The 21,038-nt window shown below is 71.4% G+C and carries 15 protein-coding genes; 8 read left to right on the top strand and 7 right to left on the bottom strand.

Annotation, left to right across the window (positions count from 1 at the left end; translation table 11 throughout):
• Positions 1–304: 304 nt before the first annotated feature.
• Positions 305–1,315, bottom strand: a complete 1,011-nt coding sequence (locus H4687_RS27180) for a polyprenyl synthetase family protein (protein WP_046919435.1) — start codon at positions 1,313–1,315, stop codon at positions 305–307.
• 960 nt (positions 1,316–2,275) lie between these two features.
• Here H4687_RS27180 and H4687_RS27175 point away from each other — a divergent pair.
• Positions 2,276–3,028, top strand: coding sequence for a transglycosylase SLT domain-containing protein (locus tag H4687_RS27175; RefSeq protein WP_046920075.1), 753 nt, complete (start codon positions 2,276–2,278; stop codon positions 3,026–3,028).
• A gap of 63 nt (positions 3,029–3,091) precedes the next feature.
• On the opposite strand, the gene H4687_RS27170 is transcribed toward H4687_RS27175, so the two are convergent.
• Positions 3,092–3,898: a Cof-type HAD-IIB family hydrolase gene (locus H4687_RS27170; protein ID WP_046920076.1), complete on the bottom strand. Its 807-nt coding sequence runs from the start codon at positions 3,896–3,898 to the stop codon at positions 3,092–3,094.
• 347 nt (positions 3,899–4,245) lie between these two features.
• Between H4687_RS27170 and fahA the strand changes: the two genes are divergently transcribed.
• The 7 genes from fahA to H4687_RS27135 all read left to right on the top strand — a co-directional run bounded on the left by fahA (position 4,246) and on the right by H4687_RS27135 (position 13,104).
• Positions 4,246–5,514, top strand: a complete 1,269-nt coding sequence (gene fahA / locus H4687_RS27165) for a fumarylacetoacetase (RefSeq protein WP_050398110.1) — start codon at positions 4,246–4,248, stop codon at positions 5,512–5,514.
• A 454-nt stretch (positions 5,515–5,968) separates the two neighbouring features.
• On the top strand, positions 5,969–6,772 hold the full coding sequence (locus tag H4687_RS27160; RefSeq protein ID WP_050398109.1) for a GntR family transcriptional regulator: 804 nt from the start codon (positions 5,969–5,971) through the stop codon (positions 6,770–6,772).
• Positions 6,773–6,817: 45 nt separating this feature from the next.
• Positions 6,818–7,045 (top strand): 4Fe-4S dicluster domain-containing protein, encoded by a 228-nt coding sequence (locus tag H4687_RS27155; RefSeq protein WP_010986276.1) that lies wholly within the window; start codon positions 6,818–6,820, stop codon positions 7,043–7,045.
• A gap of 27 nt (positions 7,046–7,072) precedes the next feature.
• Entirely contained in the window at positions 7,073–8,425 is a 1,353-nt protein-coding gene (locus H4687_RS27150) for an ABC transporter substrate-binding protein (RefSeq protein ID WP_046918538.1), read from the top strand.
• Positions 8,422–9,354, top strand: coding sequence for an ABC transporter permease (locus H4687_RS27145; protein ID WP_046918537.1), 933 nt, complete (start codon positions 8,422–8,424; stop codon positions 9,352–9,354). Before H4687_RS27150 ends, H4687_RS27145 begins: the two co-directional genes overlap by 4 nt.
• A complete protein-coding gene (locus H4687_RS27140) occupies positions 9,338–10,162 on the top strand; it encodes an ABC transporter ATP-binding protein (protein ID WP_046918536.1) in 825 nt (274 codons plus the stop codon). Before H4687_RS27145 ends, H4687_RS27140 begins: the two co-directional genes overlap by 17 nt.
• A gap of 20 nt (positions 10,163–10,182) precedes the next feature.
• Positions 10,183–13,104 carry a fumarate reductase/succinate dehydrogenase flavoprotein subunit gene (locus H4687_RS27135; protein ID WP_225966838.1) on the top strand — a complete coding sequence of 974 codons (2,922 nt, stop codon included), beginning with the start codon at positions 10,183–10,185 and terminating at the stop codon, positions 13,102–13,104.
• Positions 13,105–13,162: 58 nt separating this feature from the next.
• Here the strand turns inward: H4687_RS27135 and H4687_RS48725 are convergent, their stop codons facing one another.
• From H4687_RS48725 to nuoL, 5 genes are all read right to left on the bottom strand, one after another.
• On the bottom strand, positions 13,163–13,417 hold the full coding sequence (locus H4687_RS48725) for a WCX domain-containing protein (protein WP_046913384.1): 255 nt from the start codon (positions 13,415–13,417) through the stop codon (positions 13,163–13,165).
• Between the two features lie 68 nt (positions 13,418–13,485).
• Positions 13,486–15,546, bottom strand: a complete 2,061-nt coding sequence (gene recQ, locus H4687_RS27130; RefSeq protein WP_046913385.1) for a DNA helicase RecQ — start codon at positions 15,544–15,546, stop codon at positions 13,486–13,488.
• Positions 15,547–15,833: 287 nt separating this feature from the next.
• Positions 15,834–17,483 (bottom strand): NADH-quinone oxidoreductase subunit NuoN, encoded by a 1,650-nt coding sequence (gene nuoN / locus H4687_RS27125; RefSeq protein WP_046913386.1) that lies wholly within the window; start codon positions 17,481–17,483, stop codon positions 15,834–15,836.
• Complete coding sequence (locus H4687_RS27120; protein WP_046913387.1) at positions 17,480–19,051, bottom strand: NADH-quinone oxidoreductase subunit M; 1,572 nt, start codon at positions 19,049–19,051, stop codon at positions 17,480–17,482. The genes nuoN and H4687_RS27120 overlap by 4 nt, the downstream gene beginning before the upstream one ends.
• Positions 19,052–19,056: 5 nt before the next feature.
• On the bottom strand, positions 19,057–21,030 hold the full coding sequence (gene nuoL, locus H4687_RS27115) for an NADH-quinone oxidoreductase subunit L (RefSeq protein ID WP_046913388.1): 1,974 nt from the start codon (positions 21,028–21,030) through the stop codon (positions 19,057–19,059).
• Positions 21,031–21,038: the final 8 nt, after the last annotated feature.

Raw genomic sequence — 21,038 nt, 5'->3', positions numbered from 1 at the left:
CCACGAACCCGGGAACCGGTAGCGGCCACCCGGGCAAGCGCTCACGGCCCGACCGCGACCGACCAGCTCAAGACCAGGAAGGGGCTGCGGCCCGACCGGCACGGATCCGAGCCCCGCCGACGATCAACCGGCGCCGGGACGGACTCGGCGTCTGCCACCGGCACGCACCCGCACACGGCGGTGGCCGGCGCCACGAACCCGGACCCCGTAGCGGCGACCCGCGCCGGCCCAGGTCCCGGCGGAAGCCAGTCGCCACAGCCTCACAACCGACCGCGACCGCGACCGCGACCGCGACCGCGACCGACTACCCGGCCCGGTGCACCACCGCGTCGCACAGTTCCACCAGGGCCGCCTTCGCGTCGCACTCCGGGAGGGGGGCCAGGGCCGCTCGCGCCTCCTCGGCGTAGCGGATCGTGTCGCGGCGGGCCTGTTCCAGTGCGGGGTGGACGCGGAGGCGGGCCAGGGCCTCGGCGTGGCGGGCGTCGTCGGTGAGGTCGGAGTCGAGCAGTTCACACAGGGCGATGTCGTCCGGCAGCCCCAGCCGCCCCGCCCGCTCGCGCAGCCGCAGCACCGGCATGGTCGGCACATGTTCACGGAGGTCCGTGCCGGGCGTCTTGCCGGACTCGTGCGAGTCGGAGGCGATGTCGAGGACGTCGTCGGCGAGCTGGAAGGCGACCCCGAGCCGCTCCCCGTACTGGGTCAGCACGTCGACCACGGTCTCGTCGGCGCCCGCCATCAGCGCACCGAGGCGCCCGGCGACCGCGACCAGCGATCCGGTCTTGCCGCCCAGCACGTCGAGGTAGTGGTCGATCGGGTCGCGTCCGTCGCGCGGCCCGGCGGTCTCCAGGATCTGTCCGGTGACCAGCCGCTCGAAGGCCTCGGCCTGGATGCGGACGGCGTCGGGGCCGAGGTCGGCGAGGACGTGCGAGGCACGGGCGAAGAGGAAGTCGCCGGTCAGCACGGCCAGGGAGTTGTCCCAGCGGGCGTTGGCACTCGGCACGCCCCGGCGCACCTCGGCCTCGTCCATCACGTCGTCGTGGTACAGCGTGGCGAGATGCGTCAGCTCGACCACCACCGCCGAGGGCACGACACCCGGCGCGTAGGGGTCGCCGAACTGCGCCGCGAGCATCACCAGCAGCGGCCTGAACCGCTTGCCGCCCGCGCGCAGCAGATGCTGGGCGGCCTCCTGGATGAACGGGACCTCGCTCTTGGTCGCCTCCAGCAGACCCTCCTCGACGGCCGCCATTCCGGCCTGGACATCGGCTTCGAGAGCCTGGTCCCGCGCGCTCAGCCCAAACGGCTCGACGACGGTCACGAGGGTTCTCCTGTCTGCTGACGTCTGATGACGGTCACACGGTCGGTCTAGGTCGCTCTCACGGTCGATGACAAAGTTTGTCGATCTGTCGCTGTCATCACCCGAGTCAGCGTATCCGGTCACCTTTCGATCACCGCGAGCGCCCACGGCTTCGTCTCCAGTGGTATGGGACCGCACCTCCCCCATTCTTGATCAACCGATCCACGCCGATATCCATCGACGCGCGTGCCGCACCCGTCCGCGCCCGACCCGCACGCCGGCCCGCGGGCCCGCACACCTGCCCGCACCCCCGCCCACGGGCCCGCACACACGCCCGCCCGCGACGGGTACCCGCCCTCGCCCGCGACGACGCATACGCGGCCCCGGGACGACCTCCGACGCGCTCCCCGCCCGACCGCCTCCCCCACTCGGACGCCCGCACATTTCGCACCAAATACACCCTCTCCCCCCAGCCCGAGTTGACCGATTTGCGCCTTACTCTTCACTTCACCCGACTCCTCCCGTGAGTTGAGTCACCAGCCTCCCCTCACCCCCTACGCGACATTCACACCCCACGCCGTCGATTTTCCCTTTGCGGTAGGCAAGTTGAGCCCTGCACGAGATATCTGATCTTGGGTCGAATCGCAGCAAACTCAAGGTCAACTGGATCAAAGCGCCAAACCAGGACTTGTTCCGGTCGTGTGCTCTCGCATACGTTCACACCCCGTCCGGACGGACCGCCGAATCCTGCCGCCGCCCCGGACTCCCCACCCATCACCACTCATCCACGCACGGCAGGAGCGGGGGACCCAGGTAAGCCGTCGGTCCGAAGACCCCCTTCGGACCGGCTCGGGGTGAAGCCACGCGCAGTACGCCCAGCGGACGCGGCACGCACAGCGACCGCCGGGACGACGCGCACGGCCGGGCATCTCCAGCCCGAACCCGACAGCTCACCTCGCAGGCGACGGAGAGGAATTCACCATGCCCGCACACGGCAAACACCGTCGTCCCCGAAGCAACGCGCTGACCCGCGGCATCGTCGCCGCCGGCACCGGCGGGGCCGCACTGGCCCTCCCGCTCACGGTCGCCACGACCGCGAACGCCGCCACCCCGACCCAGGCCGTCACCTCCGTACAGTCGGCCCCGCAGTCCGCGCCCGCCGCGACGCTGCCCAAGCCCACGACGTACACCGTGGTCTCCGGCGACACGCTGTCCTCCATCGCGCGCAAGCACCACACCAAGGGCGGCTGGCAGCAGCTCTACAAGAACAACCGCGCGGCCATCGGCGACAACCCGGCGCTGATCCGCCCGGGCCTGAAGCTGAAGCTGAACGCGACCAAGCCGGCCACGGCCCAGAAGTCGTCGACGGCGTCCAAGACGTCCAAGGCCACGCAGGCGTCGGTCAAGACCTACGCGAACAACCTGGACGGCTGGATCCGCGAGTCGCTGGACATCATGGCGCAAAAGGGAATTCCCGGAACGTACAACGGGATCTACCGCAACATCATCCGCGAGTCCTCGGGCAACCCGCTGGCCATCAACAACTGGGACTCCAACGCCGCCGCGGGCACCCCCTCGAAGGGCCTCCTCCAGGTCATCGACCCGACGTTCGCCGCGTACCACGTCTCCGGCACCCCGTACGACCCGTACGACCCGGTCGCGAACATCACGGCGGCGTGCAACTACGCCGCCGACCGGTACGGCTCGATCGACAACGTCTTCGGCGCGTACTGAGCCCTGCGGCTCCCCCTTCTCCATCTGTTCCCCTGGGCCGGCGGGCCCAGGGGAACAGCCCGTTCACGGGAAGAGCTTCTCCAGCACCACGGCGATGCCGTCGTCCTCGTTGGAGAGGGTCACCTCGTCGGCGACGGCCTTGAGTTCGGGATGGGCGTTGGCCATGGCGACCCCGTGCGCGGCCCAGTCGAACATCGGGATGTCGTTGGGCATGTCACCGAAGGCGATGGTCCGCTGCGCGGTCAGCCCGAGGTGGTCGGCGGCCAGGGCGAGGCCCGTGGCCTTGGTGATGCCGCATGGCTGGAGTTCGACGGTGCCGGGCCCCGACATGGTGACCGTGGCCAGCGAGCCGACCGCCATGCGCGCCGCCGAGGCCAGCTCGTCGTCCGACAGATAGGGGTGGCGCAGCAGCACCTTGCTGATCGGCTCGCACCACAGGTCGTCCCGGCGCGGCACCCGCAGCGCGGGCAGCGTGGGGTGCGGCATGAGGTAGCCGGGCTCGATCAGGGTGAGACCGTCGACCCCGTCCTGGTCGACGGCGGCGTACACCTGTCCCACCTCGGCCTCGATCTTGCCGAGCGCGGTCTCGGCGAGTTCCCGGTCCAGGGTGACGGACCACAGCAGCCGGTCCGCACCGTGGTCGTACAACTGCGCGCCCTGTCCGCACACCGCGAGCCCCCTGCCGCCGAGATCCTCCAGCAGTGGGCGCACTCTGGGCGCCGGCCGTCCCGTCACCACGAGGTGCTGAGCACCGGCCCTCGTGGCCCGCGCCAGCGCGGCGAGGGACCGGTCGGAGAGCGTGTCGTCACTGCGCAGGAGCGTTCCGTCCAGGTCAGTGGCGATGAGTGAATATGCGGTGGGAGCGGCCATGATCAGAGAATACGGATGCCACGCCCCATCGGTTCGACGCGAACCGGACGACGTCCGGCATCCCGACCGCCATGGCCACCCCGTATGTCAACCCCCTTTGCCCGAACGGCGGTTCAGTGGGCGTCGGCGCACGTGAGCACGCGCAGGACGTACACAGCGCGCGGGCACACGGCGCGGGCACACAGCGCGTGCGCGACGGTGCGCGCGATCGCGTGCACGTCCCCTGCCCGGACCTTGCGTACCCGGACATTGCGAACTCTTCAGACACTCCCCGATCTTCGCACCGCCCCGTAACGTGTGCCGCGACCAGAGGAACGACGGAAAGCACGAGAGCGAGGCAGCATCTGATGCCCCACGTCGATGTCCCCGAAGGCAATCCCTCCGACGTCCCCGAGGGTCACCCCTTCGGCATCCCCGAGGGTCACCCCTTCGGGTCGCACAACCTCCCCTACGGCGTCTTCTCCCCCGCCGGCTCCGACGCCCGCACGGTCGGGGTCCGTCTCGGCGACCACGTCCTCGACGCCGCGGCCGCGGCCCACGCCCTCGGCTCCCCGTACACCGCGCTCCTCGCCCACCCCACGCTCAACCCCCTGCTCGCCGCGGGACGTACCGCCTGGTCGGACCTCCGGCGGGCCCTGACCGCGTGGCTCACCGTGCCCTCGCACCGGCAGACCATCGCGCCGCACTTCCACGCGCTGTCCGACGTGCGCCTGCATCTGCCGTTCGAGGTGGCCGACTACGTCGACTTCTACGCCTCCGAGAACCACGCGCGGAACGTGGGCCGGATCTTCCGGCCCGACTCCCCGGACTCGCTGACCCCCAACTGGAAGCATCTGCCGATCGGCTACCACGGCCGGTCCGGCACGGTCGTCGTCTCCGGCGCGGAGGTGGTACGGCCGTCCGGGCAGCGCAAGGCGCCCGCCGATCCGGCGCCCGTGTTCGGCCCGTCCGTGCGACTGGACATCGAGGCGGAGGTCGGGTTCGTGGTGGGCGTGCCCTCGGACAGGGGGCGGCCGGTGGGACTGCGGGACTACCGCGACCACGTCTTCGGACTCTGCCTGCTCAACGACTGGTCCGCGCGCGATCTGCAGGCCTGGGAGTACGTTCCGCTCGGCCCGTTCCTCGGGAAGTCCTTCGCGACGTCGGTCTCGGCGTGGATCACTCCGCTGGAAGCCCTGGACGAGGCACGGGTGGCGCCGCCGGAGCGCACGCATCCGCTCCTCCCCTATCTGGACGACTCCGGGCCGGACGTCGACCTCGGGGGGTACGACCTGCGGATCAGCGTCGCCGTCAACGGACACGTCGTCTCGGAGCCACCCTTCTCCACGATGTACTGGACCGCCGCCCAGCAGCTGGCGCACATGACCGTCAACGGGGCGTCCCTGCGGACGGGCGACCTCTACGGCTCCGGCACGGTCAGCGGGGCGGAGGCGGGCGAGCGGGGCTCGTTGCTGGAACTCACCTGGAACGGGCGGGACGCCCTCGACCTCCCCGACGGCAAGCGCACGTTCCTGGAGGACGGCGACGAGGTGACCCTCACCGCCTGGGCACCGGGGCCGGGCGGGGCGAGGGTGGGGCTGGGAGAGGTGAAGGGGCGGGTGCGGGCCCGGGACTAGGGGGTGCCTGCGCCTCCGGCGGCGGGGCGGGCGTGGGTGCCTCCGGCTCCGGCGGCGGGCGGCGTGGGTGCCTGCGCCTCCGGTGGCGGGGCGGCATGGGTGCGCTCGGGGGCTCCGGGGGGTTCGGGGGCCGGCGACTTGGGTGGCTGAGGGCGCGTCCTCGCCGTAGGGGCGGGCGCTTCGTCGGCGGCGTCACGTCCCTCGGGGTTGCTCGCGCAGTTCCCCGCGCCCGGCGCGGCCCGACGTCAGCACGCGCAGAGGCGGACGGGCGGAGGGCGGAGGAGAGGGCGAATCCCAGCCATTGACCCTCGCATCCCACCCACTGGACAACCCGGTGGCAGATCTTCGTCACACCGCCGCAAAACCCCAGCTCAGAACCGGCAGGCCCGGTCGGCAACATGGCGCAACACTCCGGCAACATTCCCTTCCCCACCATTTCGGTATGGTTCGAAACATGCCACCCACCGACCGCGTCCGAGAGCACGCCGGCCAGGGCGCGACCACCGTCGCCGCCCACCGTGCGCGCCGTCGGCTGCGTGCGGACCAGGCACGGCAGCTCGCCGACCTCCTGCGTCGCCAACTCCTCACCGGCGGCTTCGAGAACGGCACCCTCCCCCACGAGTCCACCCTCGCCACCGACTACCGCGCGACCCGCAACACGGTCCGCGAGGCACTGGACCTCCTGCGCGCCGAGGGCCTCGTGGAACGGTTCCCCGGCGTGGGCACCGTCGTCGTGGCCCAGAAGTATCCCCACGGCCTCGACCATCTGCAGGGCCTCGCGGAAACCCTCCGCGAACACGGCACGGTCACCAACGAGGTCCGCACCATGGGCCCCGCCCCGGCCCCCGCCCCCGTGGCCGACCGCCTCCACCTCCCACCCGGCAGCGACGTCCTCTACATCGAACGTCTGCGCCGGCTGAACGGCCTCCCCCTCTCCCTCGACCTCACCTACATCCCCCTCGCCCTCGGCCCCCTCGACCTCGGCACGGCACTCCTCGGCGCCGACCTGGAGAACACCGACGTCTTCCGCCTCCTGGAGACGATCACCGGCCGGCGCCTCGGCCACGCCGAGATCACCCTGGAGGCGGTGAACGCGGACACCCACTCCGCCGCCGTACTCGAAGCCCCGCGCGGCTCGGCCGTCCTGATGCTGGAACGGCTCACCCACCTCGCCGACGGCCGGCCCGTCGACCTGGAGTTCATCCGCTTCCGGGGCGACCGCATCGCGATGAGCGGTCTGCTGCACCGCTCCCTGTAACAGCCCCCGCAACAGCCCCTGTTCCGCCCCTCCCTGGAGACAGCCATGCCTTTGGCGCCCCAGCGGGCCGACGTGCCCGTGACCATCGACGAGTCGAAGTGCATCGACGGCTGCACCCTCTGCGTGGACATGTGCCCGCTGGACTCCCTGGCCATCGACGAGAGCAACGGCAAGGCCTACATGCACGTCGACGAGTGCTGGTACTGCGGCCCGTGCGCGGCCCGCTGTCCCACCGGCGCCGTCACGGTCAACATGCCCTACCTGCTCCGCTGAACGCTCCGGTGAGAGGCCCGAACACCCATGAAGACCAAAGCAGTCACCCTGGCCACAGCCCTCCTGCTGCCGCTGACCCTGACCGCCTGCGGCAACGGCAGTGACACCGCGGCGGACGGCGGGACGGTCACCGTCACCGTCGGCTACCAGTCCAAGACCATCAACACCGTCACCGCCGGCACCCTCCTGCGCTCCCTCGGCTACTTCGAGGACGAGCTGAACGCGCTGGGCGGGAAGACCACGTACAAGGTCGACTGGCAGGACTACGCCACCGGCGCCCCCATCACCGCCCAGATGACCGCCGGGAAGATCGACATCGGCTCGATGGGCGACTTCCCGCTGCTGCTCAACGCGGCCCGCGGCAAGCAGCTCGGCAAGCCCACCCGGCTCGTCGCGGCCACCGGCTACAACCTCCGGGGCGGCCTCAACACCATCGTCACCACGCCGGACTCGAAGCTGAGCACGCTCAAGGACCTGAAGGGCAGGAAGGTCTCCACGAGCATCGGGTCGGCGGCCGACGGCACCCTCGTACGGGCGCTGAACGACGCCGGCCTCGACGCCGACAAGGACATCGAGAAGCTCAACCAGCAGCCGGCCGTCGGCGCCTCCGCGCTCTCCGCCGGCAGCACCGACGCACTGTCGCAGTTCGTGGCCTGGCCCGGCCTGCTCACCTACCAGGGCAAGGCGAAGGCCCTGTACGACGGGGCCCAGCTGGACCTGCCGACCTTCCACGGTGTGACGGCCCGCGAGGACTTCGCGAAGCAGCGGCCGGCCGTCCTGGAGGCCTTCCTCAAGGCCCAGGCCAAGGCCACGGACTACCTGAACGAGCACCCCGTCGAGGCCGCCGAGAAGGTCGCCGACGCCACGGGACTGCCCGCCGAGGTCGTCTACCTCTACAACGGCGCCCACGGCATCGCGACCTTCGACCCCGCGCTGAAGCCCGCGCTGATCGCCGCCCTGAAGAAGGACGTGCCGATCCTCAGGGCCGCGAAGCTGACGGGCGACGTGGACGTGGACGCGTTCGTCGACGACCGGTACGTCCGCAAGGCGCTCGGTTCCGCCGCGTACGACAAGCGGCTCGCGGCGGAGCCCGCCCCGGCCGCGAGCGAGGTCTGGCCCAAGAACGCCACCGAGACCCGCTCCTTCCAGACACCCGCCGGACTCCTCGCCTACGTCGCCGGGCACAAGGACGCGATCCGCGCCGCGTACGTCCCGGACGCCACCACCGGCACCCAGTGGTTCGCCGACAAGGCGGTCTGGGTGGCCGACGGCGACCGGCTCCTGCCCTTCGTCGCCCCGGCCACGGCGAAGGCGTACGTCGCCGGACACGACGGCGCCGAGACCGTCACCTACGCCGCCGCCCTGGAGCGGGCCTCGTGAGCCGCCCCGCGAAAGCCGGCGCCCGGCGCGTACGGAGCCCCGGCTCCCGGCCCGCCGCCCGCTACGCCCTGCGCGCGCTGTCCCTGGTCGCCGCCCTCGGCCTCTGGCAGCTGCTGACCAGCCTGGACGTCGACGTGTGGCTGCGCTTCTCGCAGTTCCCCACGGTCACCGACGTGGCGCACGCCTTCGCGGACCGGGTGACCGGACCGGACTACTGGACCGACCTGACCGACAGCCTCACCCGCATCCTCACCGGCTTCCTGCTGGCGGCGGTGCTGGGTGTGGCGGTGGGCACCCTCGTCGCCCGGTCCCGTCTCGCCGAGGACCTGCTGGGGCCGGTCCTGGAGGTGATCCGCCCGATCCCGGCGATCGCCCTCGTCCCGGTGGCGATCCTGCTGTTCCCCTCCAACGAGCAGGGCATCGTCTTCATCACCTTCACCGCCGCGTTCTTCCCGGTCCTTGTCTCCACCCGGCACGCGGTACGGGCGCTGACCCCGGTGTGGGAGGAGGCGGTCCGCACGATGGGCGGCGGCCGGTGGCGAGTCCTCGCCTCGGTCGTCCTGCCGGGCGCGCTGCCGGGCATCTTCGGCGGTCTGTCGGTCGGCATCGGGGTGTCGTGGATCTGTGTGATCTCCGCAGAGATGATCTCCGGGCAGTACGGCGTCGGCTACCGCACCTGGCAGGACTACACGGTCGTCAACTATCCCGGCGTCTTCGTCGGCATGGCCACGATCGGGGTGCTGGGCTGGCTGACGTCGACCGCCGTGGAGCTGGTCGGCCGCCGGCTGACGCACTGGCTGCCCCGTACCTCGTCGGCCCCCGCCGCCCGCCCCCGGGTGCCGCGGACCGCCGTAACGCAGGCCGCCCCGGCGACCACCGTCCCCACCACGGCCGAGCCCGAGGAGGCACGTGATGAGCACCTCGTCTGAGACCCGGGCCCGGGTCCGCACGGAGGCACCGGCGCCGACGCCGGCCGTCGGGGCGAAGGCGAAGCCCGCCCCCGAACGCGGCACCCGCCTCGCCCTCCACCGCGCCGACCTGGGCCGCCCCGACGCCGTCGCCCTGACGGACGTCGGCCTGGACATCGCTGCCGGCGAGATCCTCACGGTCGTCGGACCGTCCGGCTGCGGCAAGTCGACCCTCCTGCGCACCCTGGCGGGCCTGCTGCCGCCGCTCGCCGGAGAGATCACCCAGGACGAGGCCCCGCTGACCGGTCCCTCCGCCGAACGCGCCCTCGTCTTCCAGGAGGACGCCCTCCTGCCCTGGCGCACCCTGCGCGCCAACGTCGAACTCCCGCTCGCCATCCGTGGCCTGCCCCGCGCCGAACGCCGCACCCAGGCCGAGGAGTGGCTGTCCCGAGTCGGACTCGCCGAGTACGCCCGGCAGCTCCCGCACCGCGTGTCCGGCGGACAGCGCCAGCGCGCGCAGCTGGCCCGCGCCCTCGCCGGGCGCCCCCGCGCCGTCCTGATGGACGAGCCGTTCGGCGCGCTCGACGCCCAGACCCGCGCCGGGATGCAGGACCTGCTGGTGGAGGTGTTGCGGGGCACGGGCGCCACGGTCGTCTTCGTCACCCACGACGTGGACGAGGCCCTGTTCCTCGGTGACCGCGTGGCCCTCCTCGGCTCCGGCCGGCTGACCGCCGTGCGGGACGTCCCGCGCCCCCGCGACCGTACGGCCCACGACGACCCGGCGCGCGCGGCCCTGCGCCGCGACGTCCTGACCTCGCTCAGCGACTGAGCGCTCGCGTACCCGCGTACATGAAAGGCACTTCGGTGGACACGGTGGACACGGTGGAGACCCCCCTCACGATTCCGGCGCTCGCCGACGCCGACGAGCTGACCTGCGACGTCCTCGTCATCGGCGGCGGCACCGCCGGCACCATGGCGGCCCTGACCGCCGCCGAGCACGGCGCGAACGTCCTGCTGCTGGAGAAGGCGCACGTCCGCCACTCGGGCGCCCTCGCCATGGGCATGGACGGCGTCAACAACGCCGTCATCCCGGGCCGCGCCGAACCGGACGACTACGTCGCCGAGATCACCCGCGCCAACGACGGCATCGTCGACCAGTCCACGGTCCGCCAGACCGCCACCCGCGGCTTCGACATGGTGCGGCGGCTGGAGTCGTACGGGGTGAAGTTCGAGAAGGACGAGCACAACGAGTACGCGGTCCGCCAGGTCCACCGCTCCGGCTCGTACGTGCTGCCCATGCCGGAGGGCAAGGACGTCAAGAAGGTCCTGTACCGGCAGCTGCGGCGGCGTGAGATGCGCGAGCGGATCCGCATCGAGAACCGGGTGATGCCGGTCCGCGTGCTCACGGCCGGCGAGGGCGCGGAGCGGCGGGCCGTCGGCGCGGCGGGCTTCAACACCCGCACCGGACGGTTCGTCACGGTCCGCGCGGGCGCCGTCATCCTCGCCACGGGCGCCTGCGGCCGCCTCGGTCTGCCCGCCTCCGGCTACCTCTACGGCACCTACGAGAACCCCACCAACGCGGGCGACGGCTACGCCATGGCCTACCACGCGGGCGCCGAGCTCACCGGCATCGAGTGCTTCCAGATCAACCCGCTGATCAAGGACTACAACGGCCCCGCCTGCGCCTACGTCGCCAACCCCTTCGGCGGCTACCAGGTCAACCGGCACGGCGAACGCTTCGTCGACTCCGACTACTGGTCCGGCCAGATGATGGCCGAGTTCGCCGCCGAGATCGCCTCCGACCGCGCGCCGGTCTATCTGAAGCTGAGCCACCTCCCCGAGGAGTCCGTCTCCGCGCTGGAGTCGATCCTGCACACCACGGAACGTCCCACCCGCGGGACCTTCCACGCCGGCCGCGGCCACGACTACCGCACCCACGACATCGAGATGCACATCTCGGAGATCGGCCTGTGCGGCGGCCACTCGGCCTCGGGCGTCCGGGTGGACGACCAGGCCCGTACGACCGTCCCCCGCCTGTACGCCGCCGGCGACCTCGCCTGCGTCCCGCACAACTACATGATCGGCGCGTTCGTCTTCGGTGACCTGGCGGGCGCGGACGCCTCCCGGTACACCCCGTACGAGGGCGAGTTGCCGCCGGACCAGCTCCGCGACGCGCACGAGCTGATCTACCGTCCGCTGCGCAACCCGGACGGCCCTCCGCAGCCGCAGGTCGAGTACAAGCTCCGTCGCTTCGTCAACGACTACGTGGCGCCCCCGAAGTCCGGCTCCCGGCTCTCGCTCGCCCTCAACGCCTTCGAGCGCATGCGCGACGACATCGCCGAGATGGGCGCCCGCACGCCGCACGAGCTGATGCGCTGCGCCGAGGTCTCCTTCATCCGCGACTGCGCCGAGATGGCCGCCCGCGCCTCCCTCGCCCGCACCGAGTCCCGCTGGGGCCTCTACCACGACCGTCTCGACCACCCCCACCGCGACGACGCCTCCTGGTTCCACCACCTCGACCTCCACAAGTCCCCTTCCGGCGCGATGGAGTTCACCGCCCGCCCCGTCGCCCCCTACCTCGTCCCCATCGAGGAGTTCACCCCGGTCGGCGGCCCCTCCCGCCACCTGGGCGAGGTCCACGCGGAGAACGTGGCGACGGCGGGGTCACGGGATGTGGCACCGGTGGCGGCGGGAGTCGCGGGGGATGCGGGAGCTGCGGGGACGGACTCGGAGAGCGATGCGGCTGCCGACGGGTCCGGAAGCGGGGCCCTCTCCTCCCACCCCACCCCCCCGACCTCCTCCACCCGCCTCCTCGAACTGGTCGCCCTCGCCGAGGAGCAGCCCGAACTCGACGCCCTCCGGCCCTACCTGGCCGACCCGGCACCCGCCGTCCGGCGCGAGGCGGTCGCCGTCCTCACCGAGACCCTTCCGCCCGGCACCGGCCCCGCCCTCGCCGAAGCCCTCCGCGATGCCGCCGCCGAGGTCCGCGCCGCCGCCGCGGCCTCACTGCGCGAACTCGTCGAGACGCTCCCGCCCGAGCCCGCCCTCCGCGACGGCCTCGCCGCCGCCCTGGCCGAGCCCGACCCGGTCGTCCGCGCCGCCGCCCTGGACGTGCTGCGCGCCCTCGGCCTCGGCGACACCGCCCTGTACGCGGCCCTTCTGCCGGACTCCGACATCTCCGTCCGCATCGAGGCCGTACGCGCCCTCGTCTCGGTCGACGCCGCCACCGAACTGGCCGGGGCCGCGACCGCCGACCCGTCCCGCGAGGTCCGCGTCACGATCGCCAAGGCCCTGGCCACGGTCTCGGCGGACACCGCAACCCCCCGGCCCCCCGCCGTCCTCACCGCGCTGACCGCCCTGACCGACGACCCCGACCCCCTGGTCCGCGCCGCCGCCTACGCCGCCCTGGGCACCGTCGGCTGCCCCCCTCCGCTCGCCGCCCGAGCCGTCACCGCCCTCACCGACCCCGCCTGGCAGGTCCGCGCCGGCGCCGCCACGGCCCTCTCCGCGGCCACCACCGTCGCCGTCCCGGCCCTGGCCGAAGCCCTGGCGGACCCCAACGCCGACGTCCGCAAAGCCACCGTCCTCTCCCTGACCCACCACACCACCACCGAGGAAGCCCGCACGGCCCTCACGACAGCCACGAAGGACACGGACGCAGACGTGAGGGCCTACGCGTCCCGGGCGCTGTCGGACTGGACGGAGCCGTTGGCCGGGGGATGCGACGTGCCGCGTGGGCGGGGCTCGCGGAGCCGGCCCAGGACCGGTTGAGCACCGCCGCGAGGCGGCAGGTCCGGGAACCGGACCGTTTCCCGCGGGTCCTTGCAGCTCACGGACGTTCCCGCGTCGCCGCACGGCGACCGCTCCCGCCGTATCGTCCGGTGAGGGCGTTGCCGATGGCGGCGAGGTGGTCTCGCACACCTGGGGGACTGGTGATGTCGAGCCACGCGCCGAGTCCGGCGAGGTGCCCGGCGAGTCCGTACTCGCTGGGTCCGCGGATCACGACGGTGATGCGTCCGTCGGGGGTGACACCGTGGACGCCCGGGATGCGGCGCCCGGGAATCCCCCGCCCACGCGCCCTCATCCCATCCGAACACGCAGCCTGCGCCCGCCCCCGGGCTCATCGGGTCGCCTTGCCTCCTGGGAGCCCTTCTAGGCCCAGTCGTCGTGGTCGGGCTCCGGTTCCTCGTCGGGCCAGTCGAAGTCCTGTCCCGTGTCGGTGTCAGCGTCACCCTCCGGGGCCGGGCCGGACGTGCTCCCGGGCACCGAGGCCGCCGCCGGGCCCGAGGCCGGGCCCGAGGCCGCACCGGCGTCTCCGCCCAGGGAACCCAGCACCGCCAGCACCCCCTCCCCGTACGTCGCCAGCTTCTTCTCGCCGATTCCGCTGATCGTGCCGAGTTCGGCGACGGACGTGGGGGCCGTGGCCGCGATCTCGCGGAGGGTGGCGTCGTGGAAGATGACGTAGGCGGGGACGCCCTGGTCGCGGGCCTGGTCGGCGCGCCAGGCGCGCAGGGCCTCGAAGACGGGGACCAGGTCGTCGGAGAGTTCGACCGCCGCCTTCGGCTTGCGGTCGCCCCGGCCGGAGGAGGACGACGACGCCGACCGCGTGGTCACCGGCTTCTTCGGTTCCTTGCGCAGCGGCACGTCCCGCTCCCGCCGCAGCACCGCCCCGCTCTCCTCGGTGAGCACGAGCGTGCCGTACTCGCCCTCGACCGCGAGGATCCCCTCCGCGAGCAACTGGCGGACGACGCCCCGCCATTCGCCCTCGGGCAGTTCCTCGCCGATGCCGAAGACGGAGAGCTGGTCGTGGTCGAACTGGATGACCTTCGCGGTCCGCCGCCCCAGCAGGATGTCGACGATCTGCACGGCGCCAAACTTCTGCCCGCGCTCCCGCTGCAGCCGCACCACCGTGGAGAGCACCTTCTGCGCGGCGACCGTGCCGTCCCAGGTCTCCGGCGGTACGAGGCAGGTGTCGCAGTTGCCGCAGCCCTCGGCCTGCGGTTCCTGGCCGAAGTACTGCAGCAGTTGTCCCCGGCGGCACTGGGCGGTCTCGCAGAGCCCCAGCATCGCGTCCAGATGGCTCGCGGCCCGGCGGCGGAAGGCCTCGTCGCCGTCGCTGCCCTGGATCATCTTGCGCTGTTGGATGACGTCGTTGAGGCCGTACGCCATCCATGCCGTGGACGGCAGTCCGTCGCGGCCGGCGCGGCCGGTCTCCTGGTAGTAGCCCTCCACCGACTTCGGCAGGTCCAGGTGGGCGACGAACCGGACGTCGGGCTTGTCGATGCCCATGCCGAAGGCGATGGTGGCGACGACCACGAGCCCTTCCTCGCGCAGGAACCGCGACTGGTGTGCCGCGCGGGTCCCGGCGTCGAGCCCGGCGTGGTACGGCACCGCCTCGACGCCGTTCTTGCTCAGGAACTCCGCCGTCCGCTCCACCGAGTTCCTGGACAGGCAGTAGACGATGCCCGCGTCGCCCGGGTGTTCCTGGCGCAGGAAGGACAGGAGCTGCTTCTTCGGGTCGGCCTTGGGCACGATCCGGTACTGGATGTTGGGCCGGTCGAAGCTGGCCTCGAAGTGACGGGCCCGGGGCATGGCCAGCCGCTCGGTGATCTCCCGGTGCGTCGCGCGGGTGGCGGTGGCGGTGAGCGCGATGCGCGGCACGTCCGGCCAGCGCTCGCCGAGCAGGGAGAGGGACAGGTAGTCGGGACGGAAGTCGTGTCCCCACTGGGAGACGCAGTGCGCCTCGTCGATCGCGAACACGGCGACCTTGCCACGCCCCAGCAGGTCGAGTGTGGCGTCGAGCCGCAGCCGCTCGGGGGCGAGGTAGAGCAGGTCCAGCTCCCCCGCGAGGAACTCCGCCTCCACCAGGCGCCGCTCGTCGAAGTCCTGCGTGGAGTTGACGAAGCCGGCGCGGACGCCCAGTGCCCGCAGCGCGTCCACCTGGTCCTGCATGAGCGCGATCAGTGGGGAGACCACGATGCCCGTACCGGGTCTGACCAGGGACGGAATCTGGTAGCAGAGGGACTTGCCGCCGCCGGTGGGCATGAGCACGACGGCGTCGCCGCCCGCGATCACATGCTCGATGACCGCCGCCTGCTCACCCCGGAAGGCGTCGTACCCGAAGACCCGGTGGAGTACGGCCAGCGCCTCGCTGTCCGCCTCGGTGGTCCTGCCTTCGTCCGCCATCACACTCGTCACGCCCGTCCCGCTCATCGCCTGTCCCCCGCGCCCTTACGTCCTGTGCCCACGCGTCCCGTGCCGCCCGTGCGTCCTCTGCCCGTGCGTACCGTGCCGGTGCGTCCTGTGCCGCCCGTGCTTCCTCCAGCCCCTGCCACCATAGGCGCCCGCACCGACAGCCTCAGAGTTATCCACAGGCTCCACCCGTGCGGGGCGGTCCCGGCCGGGTGACGACAGCGGGACCCGGCCCCGTACGGACGACGGGACCCGGCCCCAGAAGGAGCCGGGTCCCGCCACGTCCGACCGACCGACCGAGCGGAGCGCTACCGCACGAACACGCCCGCCTGTCCCGCCAGGTCCAGGAAGTACTGCGGCGCGATGCCGAGCACCAGCGTGACGGCGACACCGACAGCGATCGCGGTCATGGTCAGCGCTGACGGCACGGCGACGGTCGGCCCCTCGGGGCGCGGCTCGCTGAAGAACATGAGCACGATGACGCGGATGTAGAAGAACGCGGCGATGGCCGAGGAGATCACACCGACCACGACGATCGCACCCGCGCCGCCTTCCGCCGCCGCCTTGAAGACGGCGAACTTACCCGCGAACCCGGAGGTCAGCGGAATGCCCGCGAAGGCCAGCAGGAACACCGCGAACACGGCCGCCACCAGGGGCGATCTGCGGCCGAGCCCGGCCCACTTGGACAGGTGGGTCGCCTCGCCGCCCGCGTCCCGCACCAGGGTCACCACGGCGAACGCGCCGATCGTCACGAACGAGTAGGCACCGAGGTAGAACAGCACGGACGAGACGCCGTCGGGCGAGGCCGCGATGACACCCGCGAGGATGAACCCGGCGTGGGCGATCGAGGAGTAGGCGAGCAGTCGCTTGATGTCGGTCTGGGTGATGGCGACGATCGCGCCGCCCAGCATGGTGACGACGGCGACGGCCCACATGACCGGCCGCCAGTCCCAGCGCAGGCCCGGCAGGACCACGTACAGGAGCCTGAGCAGCGCGCCGAAGGCGGCCACCTTGGTCGCCGCCGCCATGAAGCCGGTGACCGGTGTGGGCGCGCCCTGGTACACGTCGGGCGTCCACATGTGGAACGGCACCGCGCCGACCTTGAACAGCAGGCCCATGACGATCATGGCGGAGCCGATGAGCAGCAGCGCGTCGTTGCCCATGGTGCCGGCGAGGGCGGGGTTGATGTCGCCGATGGTGCCGTCGACGACCTGGGCGATCGTGGCGTACTTCACCGAGCCGGCGTAGCCGTAGAGCAGGGCGATGCCGAAGAGGGTGAAGGCGGAGGCGAAGGCGCCGAGCAGGAAGTACTTGACCGCGGCCTCCTGCGACAAGAGCCGCTTGCGGCGGGCCACGGCGCACAGCAGGTACAGCGGGAGGGAGAAGACCTCCAGGGCGATGAACAGGGTCAGCAGGTCGTTGGCCGCCGGGAAGATCAGCATGCCGCCGATCGCGAAGAGCAGCAGCGGGAACACCTCGGTGGTGGCGAACCCGGCCTTCACGGCCGCCTTCTCGCTGTCGCTGCCGGGCACGGACGCGGCCTGCGCGGCGAAGGAGTCGACCTTGTTGCCGTGCGCCTCGGGGTCGAGGCGCCGTTCGGCGAAGGTGAAGACGCCGAGGATGCCGGCCAGCAGGATCGTGCCCTGCAGGAACAGGGCCGGTCCGTCCACGGCGATGGCACCCATGGCGGCGATGCCGGCCTTCGTCGTGCCGTAGCCGCGGGCCGCGAGGGCGACGACCGCGGCGAAGGACGCGGCGAGGGCGACGACGGAGAGGAACACCTGGGCGTGGTAGCGGGACCTGCGTGGCACGAAGGCCTCGATCAGCACCCCGATGATCGCCGCAGAGATGACGATCAGGGTGGGCGACAGCTGCCCGTATTCGATCTTCGGCGCGTCGATCTTGGTGATCGGGTCGGCCGCGGTTGTCCACAGGCTGTGGACGGCTGATGCGCTCACTTGGCCGCCTCCACCTCGGGCTGGGGGTCCTTCTTCTGGACGTCGGACATGGTGTGCTCGACCGCCGGGTTGACGATGTCGGTGAGCGGCTTCGGATAGACGCCCAGGAAGATCAGCAGAACGATCAGCGGGGCGACCACCACGAGTTCGCGCGCCCTCAGGTCGGGCATCCCCTGGACCTCGGCCTTCACCGGGCCGGTCATCGTCCGCTGGTACAGGACGAGGACGTAGAGCGCGGCGAGGACGATGCCGACGGTGGCGATGATGCCGACCACCGGGTAGCGCGCGAAGGTGCCGACCAGGACCAGGAACTCACTGACGAACGGGGCGAGTCCGGGCAGTGACAGGGTCGCGAGGCCGCCGATCAGGAAGGTGCCGGCGAGCACCGGGGCGACCTTCTGCACGCCGCCGTAGTCGGCGATGAGCCGGGACCCGCGCCGGGAGATCAGGAAGCCCGCCACCAGCATGAGCGCGGCGGTCGAGATGCCGTGGTTGACCATGTAGAGCGTCGCGCCCGACTGGCCCTGGCTGGTCATCGCGAAGATGCCCAGGATGATGAACCCGAAGTGCGAGATCGACGCGTACGCCACCAGCCGCTTGATGTCCCGCTGGCCGACCGCGAGCAGCGCCCCGTAGATGATGCTGATCAGCGCGAGGACCAGGATCACGGGGGTCGCCCACTCGCTGGCCTCGGGGAACAGTCCGAGGCAGAAGCGGAGCATCGCGAAGGTGCCGACCTTGTCGACGACGGCCGTGATGAGGACGGCGACCGGGGCCGTGGACTCCTGCATGGCGTTGGGCAGCCAGGTGTGCAGCGGCCACAGCGGGGCCTTCACCGCGAAGGCGAAGAAGAAGCCGAGGAACAGCCACCGCTCGGTGTTGGTGGCCATCTCCAGCGTGCCGTTGGCGCGGGCCTCGGCGATATCGGGGAGCGAGAAGTTCCCGGCGACCACGTACAGGCCGATCACCGCGGCCAGCATGATCAGGCCGCCGACCAGGTTGTAGAGGAGGAACTTCACGGCGGCGTACGACCGTTGGGTGGCCGCCGTCTCCTCGCCGTGCTCGTGGGCACGGTCGCCGAAGCCGCCGATGAGGAAGTACATCGGGATGAGCATGGCTTCGAAGAAGATGTAGAAGAGGAAGACGTCGGTGGCCTCGAAGGAGATGATCACCATCGCCTCGACGGCCAGGATCAGGGCGAAGAAGCCCTGGGTCGGCCGCCACCTCTTGCTGCCGGTCTCCAGCGGGTCGGCGTCGTGCCAGCCCGCGAGGATGATGAACGGCATCAGCAGGGCGGTGAGCGCGATCAGCGCCACCGCGATGCCGTCGACGCCCAGTTCGTAGCGCACCCCGAAGTCCGCGATCCAGGCGCGGGACTCGGTGAGCTGGTAGCGGTCGCCGCCCGGGTCGAAGCGGAACGCGATGATCGCGGCGAGCACGAGCGTGCCCAGCGAGACGGTCAGCGCCAGCAGTTTCGCGGCGTTGCGCCGCTGGGCCGGGACGGCGGCCGTGGCGATCGCCCCGAGGGCCGGGAGCGCCGCCGTCGCTGTCAGCAGAGGAAAGGACATCGGTATCAGACCGCCCTCATCAGCAGGGTCGCGGCGATGAGGATCGCAGCACCGCCGAACATCGAGACCGCGTACGACCGGGCATAGCCGTTCTGGATCCGGCGCAGCCGCCCGGAGAGGCCGCCCATCGAGGCCGCCGTGCCGTTGACGACACCGTCGACCAGGGTGTGGTCGACGTAGACGAGGGAACGTGTGAGGTGCTCTCCGCCCCGGACGAGGACGACGTGGTTGAAGTCGTCCTGGTAGAGGTCGCGCCGGGCGGCCCGGGTGAGCAGCGATCCGCGCGGGGCGACGACGGGGACGGGCTTGCGCCCGTACTGGAGCCACGCGAGGCCGACTCCGATGATCATCACGGCGACCGTGGCCGTGGTGACCGCGGCCGCGCCGATCGGCGGGTTCCCGTGCTTGTGGCCGGTGACGGGCTCCAGCCAGTGGAGGAACCGGTCGCCGATGCTGAAGTACGCGCCGCCGAAGACCGATCCGACGGCCAGGACGATCATGGGGATCGTCATGACCCTGGGCGACTCGTGCGGGTGCGGCTCCCCCGTCGCGGCAGCGACATGAGCAGACGTAGCCGCGCCCGCGTGCTCGGCGGCGGGCTCCACGTCCGGCTCCGCCGGGGAGGCGGTGGGCCGGTTGCGCCAGCGCTCCTCGCCGAAGAAGGTCATCAGCATCACGCGCGTCATGTAGAACGCGGTGATGGCCGCGCCGAGCAGGGCCACGCCGCCGAGGATCCAGCCCTCGGTGCCGCCCTTGGCGAACGCCGCCTCGATGATCTTGTCCTTGGAGAAGAAGCCGGACAGGCCGGGGAAGCCGATGATGGCGAGGTAGCCGAGGCCGAAGGTGACGAAGGTGACCGGCATGTACTTCCGCAAGCCGCCGTACTTGCGCATGTCGACCTCGTCGTTCATGCCGTGCATGACCGAGCCGGCGCCGAGGAAGAGGCCGGCTTTGAAGAAGCCGTGCGTCACCAGGTGCATGATCGCGAAGACGTAGCCGATGGGACCGAGGCCCGCGGCCAGCACCATGTAGCCGATCTGCGACATCGTCGAACCCGCGAGGGCCTTCTTGATGTCGTCCTTCGCGCAACCGACGATCGCACCGAAGAGGAGCGTGACCGCGCCGACGACGGTGGTGACGAGCTGCGCGTCCGGGGCGCCGTTGAAGATGTTGGCGGACCGGACGATCAGGTAGACGCCGGCGGTGACCATGGTCGCGGCGTGGATGAGGGCCGAGACGGGGGTCGGGCCCTCCATCGCGTCCCCGAGCCAGGACTGCAGCGGCACCTGGGCGGACTTGCCGCAGGCGGCGAGCAGCAGCATCAGGGCGATGGCGGTGAGCTTGCCCTCGCTCGTCTCACCGGTGGCCGCCAGGACCGGCCCGAAGGCGAAGGTCCCGAAGGTGGTGAACATCAGCATGATGGCGATGGACAGACCCACGTCACCGACGCGGTTGACCAGGAACGCCTTCTTCGCCGCGGTGGCGGCGCTGGGCTTGTGCTGCCAGAAGCCGATCAGCAGGTACGAGGCGAGACCGACGCCCTCCCAGCCGACGTACAGCAGCAGGTAGTTGTCGGCGAGGACCAGCAGCAGCATCGCCGCGAGGAACAGGTTCAGATAGCCGAAGAAACGGCGGCGGCGCTCGTCGTGCTCCATGTACCCGATGGAGTACACGTGGATGAGCGAGCCGACCCCGGTGATCAGCAGGACGAACGTCATCGACAGCTGGTCCAGCTGGAAGGCGACGTCCGCCTGGAAGCCCTCGACGGGGATCCAGCTGAACAGGTACTGGCCCATCTCCCGGTGTTCGGCCTCCTTGCCGAGCATGTCGGCGAAGAGGACGACACCGATGACGAAGGAGGCGGCGGCCAGGGCTGTGCCGATCCAGTGGCCGACGGCGTCGAGCCGCCGGCCGCCGCACAGCAGGACGGCGGCTCCGAGCAGGGGCGCCGCGATCAGCAGCGCAATCAGGTTCTCCACGATTCTTC

Source organism: Streptomyces stelliscabiei, from assembly GCF_014873495.1.
Classification (GTDB): Bacteria; Actinomycetota; Actinomycetes; order Streptomycetales; family Streptomycetaceae; genus Streptomyces; species Streptomyces bottropensis.
Note: the sequence above shows the minus strand (reverse complement) of the source record. Positions and strands in the feature narration are given on the sequence as shown.